The sequence below is a fragment of the Vibrio fluminensis genome, from assembly GCF_015278125.1.
In the GTDB taxonomy this organism is placed as follows: Bacteria; Pseudomonadota; Gammaproteobacteria; order Enterobacterales; family Vibrionaceae; genus Vibrio; species Vibrio fluminensis.
Genome location: NZ_JADILO010000059.1, coordinates 1 through 5,380 on the forward strand (window position 1 = coordinate 1; position 5,380 = coordinate 5,380).

The following is a 5,380-nucleotide window of genomic DNA, read 5'->3' on the forward strand; positions in this document are numbered from 1 at the left end:
CGAGCAGCACCGCCGTAAACTTTTGCAAGAGTAGTACAGATAGCTGCAGTTAGAGTTGTTTTACCGTGGTCAACGTGGCCGATAGTACCAACGTTTACGTGCGGTTTTACACGTTCAAATTTTTCTTTAGACATGAGTTGTCCCTCTAGGTACGGATTTAAGTGGCGCGAATGACCACGTAACCAAACTTATTGGTGATAAAGTATATATCAAAAGGAAAATTTTGCTTTGAGAGCTGGTGCTGATACCCAGAGTCGAACTGGGGACCTCATCCTTACCAAGGATGCGCTCTACCGCCTGAGCTATATCAGCAACAAATTGTGATTGGAGCGGGCAGCGGGAATCGAACCCGCATCATCAGCTTGGAAGGCTGAGGTAATAGCCATTATACGATGCCCGCACACGTAACTCTTCGAGCTATTTCCTAAAGAATATGGTGGAGGGGGACGGATTCGAACCATCGAAGGCAGTGCCGGCAGATTTACAGTCTGCTCCCTTTGGCCACTCGGGAACCCCTCCAAATTTTTCAACCATTCTCACTACCCTGTTCCTAAAACAGGAGGGAATGGTGCCGACTACCGGAATCGAACTGGTGACCTACTGATTACAAGTCAGTTGCTCTACCTACTGAGCTAAGTCGGCATAAGTGGTGCGCATTCTATTGAATGATTTTCTAGCTTGCAATAGCTAATTTGAAAAAAGTATTTTTTTTGCTGAGATTCCTTTGATTTGCTGAAATTTCGCACAGTTTTATCGATAAAATGATGAATCTGACTTGCTAGAGATTTGCTTTCTGATTCGCATGATGTATTTTCGCAACTTCTAGGCGGCAAAAAAACAGTTAGGACAACTATGACACCATACCTCTCTTTTAATCGGCAACAATGGGCTGAATTGCGTAATTCAGTGCCTATGACTTTGTCCGAAGCAGACTTAAAAGAGCTGCAAGGGGTGAATGAAAACCTAACCATGGAAGAATCAGTAGAGATCTACCTTCCACTCGCTCGCTTACTCAACCTTTATATTGCTGCACGTAAGAATCGCAACTCAGTGCTGCAAAACTTTCTTGGTGCGACCAACGCTGCGCCCCCTTTTATTATTGGCATTGCAGGCAGTGTTGCAGTCGGAAAAAGCACCACCGCGCGCTTGCTACAAGCTCTGCTTTCTCGTTGGCAAGATCATCCCAAAGTGGCCTTAGTGACCACCGATGGCTTCCTTTATCCCAAAAAGGTGCTGGATGAACGGGGCATTATGCATCGTAAGGGCTTCCCTGAGTCTTACGATATAAAACGCTTAGTAGAATTTGTCTCCGATATCAAAGCGGGCAAACCCACACTGCAAGTTCCAGTCTACTCGCATATTACTTATGACATCACCGACGAACTTAAAACCGTTGATAGACCAGACGTGTTGATCATTGAAGGGCTCAACGTGCTGCAAAGTGGTATGGATTACCCACACGACCCACATCGGGTGTTTGTTTCCGATTTTCTTGATTTCACCATTTACGTTGATGCAGAAACCGATGTAATTGAAAACTGGTACGTAGAACGCTTCTTAAAATTCCGCCAAGGCGCCTTTACCGAGCCTGGTTCCTATTTTAGTCACTACACTCAACTGAGCGAGCAAGAAGCGGTTGATAAAGCGCGCGCGATTTGGCGCAGCATCAATGGAATCAACTTAGAAGAAAATATTTTGCCAACCAAAGGACGAGCACAGCTGGTTTTGAAAAAAGGCTCACATCACTTAGTCGAAGAGATTTTGCTGCGTAAGTAGAAACGTAATATTTTCAGTTTTACTTTCAGTTCCGATAACAAAAGAGCAAGCCAATGGCTTGCTCTTTTGTTTATCTAACCGATACTAATTGGCTTAAACTGGCTCATGACCATATTGGTTTTCGCCGGATTGACCTTTAAGGAAACCACATTCAATCAGAATCCAGGCTCCACAAATCAAAGCGGCCAATGAGATCAGCATCTGTAATGTTGATGTTTCAACAGGAACTCCTGGATCAGCCGCTGGTACCGCCATGCGTCCAATTATAAGTGGAATATTGAGCAGCAACCACCAACTCGATTTACCACGATCATGCCAACGCTTAGCGGTGATTGCTAAATCGGGAACCAATACCAGTATCAAAAACACCGGTAAAATAAGGTGGGCCATCGAAGGGAACAAGACGTTCAAACCTAAACCGAAGCCCACGATCAATACGTAATAGAAAATATTCCAAGTCCAATAGACTTTCCGCCCAATACGGCCTTGAAAAGAAAATAGCAGTTCTTTTATCGACATCTTACACACCTAAATAAACGGGCTAATTCACCACTTTTTGAAAACACTCTCGGTCCATATCACGAATGTTGATGGTAAGGCTATGCACATGACTCGCCTGTTCTTGCAGCACTTGCATGAGCATACGTGATAACTCCCGTTTTTGCTCTGCACTGCGGCCATCTAATAACTCAAACGTAACGTGAATAAAGTCTACACTATCCGCGAGTTCTCCAATCAACCAATCGTGGTAACGATGCGCTCGAGACTTTAGCGAGGGCGCATCAAACACGCCAGATTGTATCGCAACGTGATGTAAATCTTCCAACAATCGTTGAATGTTAACGCGCTCTTCGACTGAATTTGAGTATTCCATAACAAGATGTGGCATAAACTTCCCTGAAACTTTGTTGATCCCTTCTGACCTCGCACTAATACCAATTTCATCAGCAGATGCCGAGCCAATTGCTATCATTCTGTCTAGGAGATCACTGATACAAGCCCAAAGCGCCCTCATCTCAAGAGGTTTGTATCAAAGCGAAATAAAGTTCCTAAATAAGAAATGATACGGGTCATGATCTACAAGATTTATTCTGTTATATTCTTACGTAGATTTTTTACATTAACGCTTTAATTTAAATATGGAGATATTCCTATGCGTCGTCCTGTAGTGATGGGTAACTGGAAACTTAATGGCAGCAAAGCAATGGTTAAAGAGCTGCTGACTGGTCTTAACGCTGAGCTTCAAGGCGTTGAAGGTGTAGACGTGGCAGTTGCTCCACCAGCACTTTACATCGACCTAGCTGAGCGCGTGATCGCAGAAGGCGAAAGCAAAATCATCCTTGGTGCACAAAACACTGACCTAAACAACAGCGGTGCATTCACTGGCGACATGTCTCCAGAAATGCTAAAAGATTTCGGTGCAACTCACATCATCATCGGTCACTCTGAGCGTCGTGAATACCACAACGAATCTGACGAGTTCATCGCGAAGAAATTCAACTTCCTAAAAGAAAATGGTCTAACGCCAGTTTTCTGTATCGGTGAATCTGAAGCTCAAAACGAAGCGGGCGAAACTGAAGCCGTTTGCGCACGTCAAATCAACGCAGTTATCGATACTTACGGTGTTGAAGCTCTAAACGGCGCAATCATCGCTTACGAACCAATCTGGGCAATCGGTACTGGTAAAGCAGCAACTGCTGAAGATGCACAGCGCATCCACGCATCTATTCGTGCTCTAATCGCAGCGAAAGACGAAGCAGTAGCAGAGCAAGTAATCATCCAGTACGGCGGTTCTGTTAAACCAGAAAACGCTGAAGCTTACTTCTCACAACCAGACATCGATGGTGCTCTAGTTGGTGGTGCAGCTCTTGATGCGAAGAGCTTTGCGGCGATCGCGAAAGCGGCAGCAGCTGCAAAAGCTTAATTTTCGATTTCATTTTCGAAAATAGACTCAAAGGTCAGCTTCGGCTGGCCTTTTTGCTACCACCTCAGTAACAACTATAGTTTGCGGCAAATTCACACCTTTGCCCTATCACCCACGCGGTGAATCAAGTATTCTACGCTTTTACCCAAGTTCGACTACTTTATGCACGATAAACACGGCCTACTCACTGGCTCCATTCCTAAAGTGCTACGGCAGATGACCATTCCAATGACGATGGGCATGATTGCCATCTTAATGTTCAACTTAGTCGACACATTCTTTATTTCTTTACTCGGTACTGATGCTTTGGCAGCAGTAAGCTATACCTTCCCCGTGACTTTCACAGTGAATTGCATCACGATGGGAATCGGTATGGGGCTCTCCACCAACATTGGTCGTTTGCTTGGTCAAGGGCAAGCCCAAGATGCTGCACGCTTTACCAGTCACGGATTACTCCTTGCGGTTGTTTTAGTCACTCTCGCATCAACTCTTGGTTTATTGACCATAGAACCCCTATTTCTCGCACTTGGTGCAGAAGCAAAATTGATCCCTCTCATTGAGCAGTACATGGCGATTTGGTACTTCTCTATCCCGCTATTAGTCATCCCTATGGCAGGCAATAGTGCAATTCGAGCGACCGGTGATACCAAAACACCAGCGAAAATAATGATGTTAGCGGGACTCATTAATGGTGTGCTCGACCCACTACTCATTTTTGGCTACGGCCCCTTTCCCGAATTGGGTATCCAAGGAGCTGCGATCGCCAGTGCCATCAGTTGGTTTGGCGCACTGATTGGCTCTTTATATGTTTTAATCAAACGAGAAAAGCTGCTTGCATGGCCCCATTTTTCCTATGCCATGGAAGATTGTAAGATGATTCTAAAGATAGGCACTCCAGCGGCGCTCTCGAACGCCATGTCGCCTTTATCGGGCGCCCTGCTGATGATGATTTTATCGACGCATGGGACATCCGTCGTCGCAGCTTACGGCGCGGCACAACGCATTGAATCCATCCTTATTTTGGTACTGATGTCTCTCACGTCTGCGCTGACACCATTTATGGCACAAAACTTCGGGGCTGATAACTCAGAGCGTAGCTTTTCCGCCCTGTTTCTTAGTATGCGCTTTGCTATCGGCTTTCAATTGGTAATCTTCATTATGATGGTACCGCTGAGCATTCCACTATCAGCACTGTTCTCACAAGAACAAGCGGTGCAAAATCAACTATGGCACTATTTAATTGTGGTGCCATTTAGCTATGGATTTCAAGGCATCATGATGATGTTGGTTTCAGGCCTAAACGCACTCCACCAGCCAATTAAAGCATTCCAATGGAGTGCGATGCGCTTATTCCTATTCACACTTCCTATCGCATGGCTAGGAGGCATATTGTATGGAGTAGAAGGTGTATTCTTTGGCATCGCGTTGGGGAACATATTAGGTGGCAGCTTAAGCTATTTCTATGCGCTTAGACTGCGAGAGCAATATCGCCACCTCTCTGCATAGTTCGCCTCAAGAACTGCGCCTACCTCGAGAGTGAGTTCAGGCTGACCCGTCCTGATATGGGTTGACACTTTTTAGTTAAAACGCTCGGTGTACTTCATCGGGCGTTTTGTATTTTAGCGCTGTATGAGGCCTCATCTGATTATAGATTTCTACTGACTCAGCGACCATTTTTCT

At 45.3% G+C, this 5,380-nt stretch carries 7 protein-coding genes and 4 tRNA genes; 3 read left to right on the forward strand and 8 right to left on the reverse strand.

Annotated elements, in window-relative coordinates:
• The 5 genes from IRQ95_RS21740 to IRQ95_RS21760 form a co-directional block, all read right to left on the reverse strand.
• The coding region (locus IRQ95_RS21740) for a GTP-binding protein (RefSeq protein ID WP_228481553.1) at window positions 1–134 on the reverse strand (134 nt) is incomplete at its 3' end.
• 102 nt (window positions 135–236) lie between these two features.
• A tRNA-Thr gene (locus IRQ95_RS21745) sits at window positions 237–312 on the reverse strand.
• Between the two features lie 13 nt (window positions 313–325).
• Window positions 326–400 (reverse strand) — tRNA-Gly (locus IRQ95_RS21750).
• Between the two features lie 34 nt (window positions 401–434).
• A tRNA-Tyr gene (locus IRQ95_RS21755) sits at window positions 435–519 on the reverse strand.
• Window positions 520–566: 47 nt separating this feature from the next.
• Window positions 567–642 (reverse strand) — tRNA-Thr (locus IRQ95_RS21760).
• Window positions 643–852: 210 nt separating this feature from the next.
• Between IRQ95_RS21760 and coaA the strand changes: the two genes are divergently transcribed.
• Window positions 853–1,776: a type I pantothenate kinase gene (coaA, locus tag IRQ95_RS21765; RefSeq protein ID WP_194439865.1), complete on the forward strand. Its 924-nt coding sequence runs from the start codon at window positions 853–855 to the stop codon at window positions 1,774–1,776.
• Window positions 1,777–1,869: 93 nt separating this feature from the next.
• Here the strand turns inward: coaA and IRQ95_RS21770 are convergent, their stop codons facing one another.
• The gene (locus tag IRQ95_RS21770; RefSeq protein ID WP_194439867.1) at window positions 1,870–2,295 is read right to left on the reverse strand and encodes a DUF805 domain-containing protein; all 426 of its coding nucleotides are present in this window, start codon (window positions 2,293–2,295) and stop codon (window positions 1,870–1,872) included.
• Between the two features lie 22 nt (window positions 2,296–2,317).
• On the reverse strand, window positions 2,318–2,665 hold the full coding sequence (locus tag IRQ95_RS21775; RefSeq protein WP_194439869.1) for a 5-carboxymethyl-2-hydroxymuconate Delta-isomerase: 348 nt from the start codon (window positions 2,663–2,665) through the stop codon (window positions 2,318–2,320).
• A 264-nt stretch (window positions 2,666–2,929) separates the two neighbouring features.
• On the opposite strand from IRQ95_RS21775, the gene tpiA reads away from it, so the two are divergent.
• Together tpiA and IRQ95_RS21785 are read left to right on the forward strand one after the other, a co-directional pair.
• Window positions 2,930–3,700, forward strand: coding sequence for a triose-phosphate isomerase (gene tpiA, locus IRQ95_RS21780; RefSeq protein WP_194439870.1), 771 nt, complete (start codon window positions 2,930–2,932; stop codon window positions 3,698–3,700).
• A 162-nt stretch (window positions 3,701–3,862) separates the two neighbouring features.
• Window positions 3,863–5,206 (forward strand): MATE family efflux transporter, encoded by a 1,344-nt coding sequence (locus IRQ95_RS21785; protein WP_194439872.1) that lies wholly within the window; start codon window positions 3,863–3,865, stop codon window positions 5,204–5,206.
• Window positions 5,207–5,281: 75 nt separating this feature from the next.
• On the opposite strand, the gene IRQ95_RS21790 is transcribed toward IRQ95_RS21785, so the two are convergent.
• A partial coding sequence (locus IRQ95_RS21790; RefSeq protein WP_194435861.1) for an integrase core domain-containing protein occupies window positions 5,282–5,380 on the reverse strand: 99 nt, incomplete at its 5' end.

Coding starts and splice junctions, on each gene's coding strand:
- coaA (WP_194439865.1), top strand. CDS start 853: ATGACACCATACCTCTCTTTTAATCGGCAACAATGGGCTGAATTGCGT.
- IRQ95_RS21770 (WP_194439867.1), bottom strand. CDS start 2,295: ATGTCGATAAAAGAACTGCTATTTTCTTTTCAAGGCCGTATTGGGCGG.
- IRQ95_RS21775 (WP_194439869.1), bottom strand. CDS start 2,665: ATGCCACATCTTGTTATGGAATACTCAAATTCAGTCGAAGAGCGCGTT.
- tpiA (WP_194439870.1), top strand. CDS start 2,930: ATGCGTCGTCCTGTAGTGATGGGTAACTGGAAACTTAATGGCAGCAAA.
- IRQ95_RS21785 (WP_194439872.1), top strand. CDS start 3,863: ATGCACGATAAACACGGCCTACTCACTGGCTCCATTCCTAAAGTGCTA.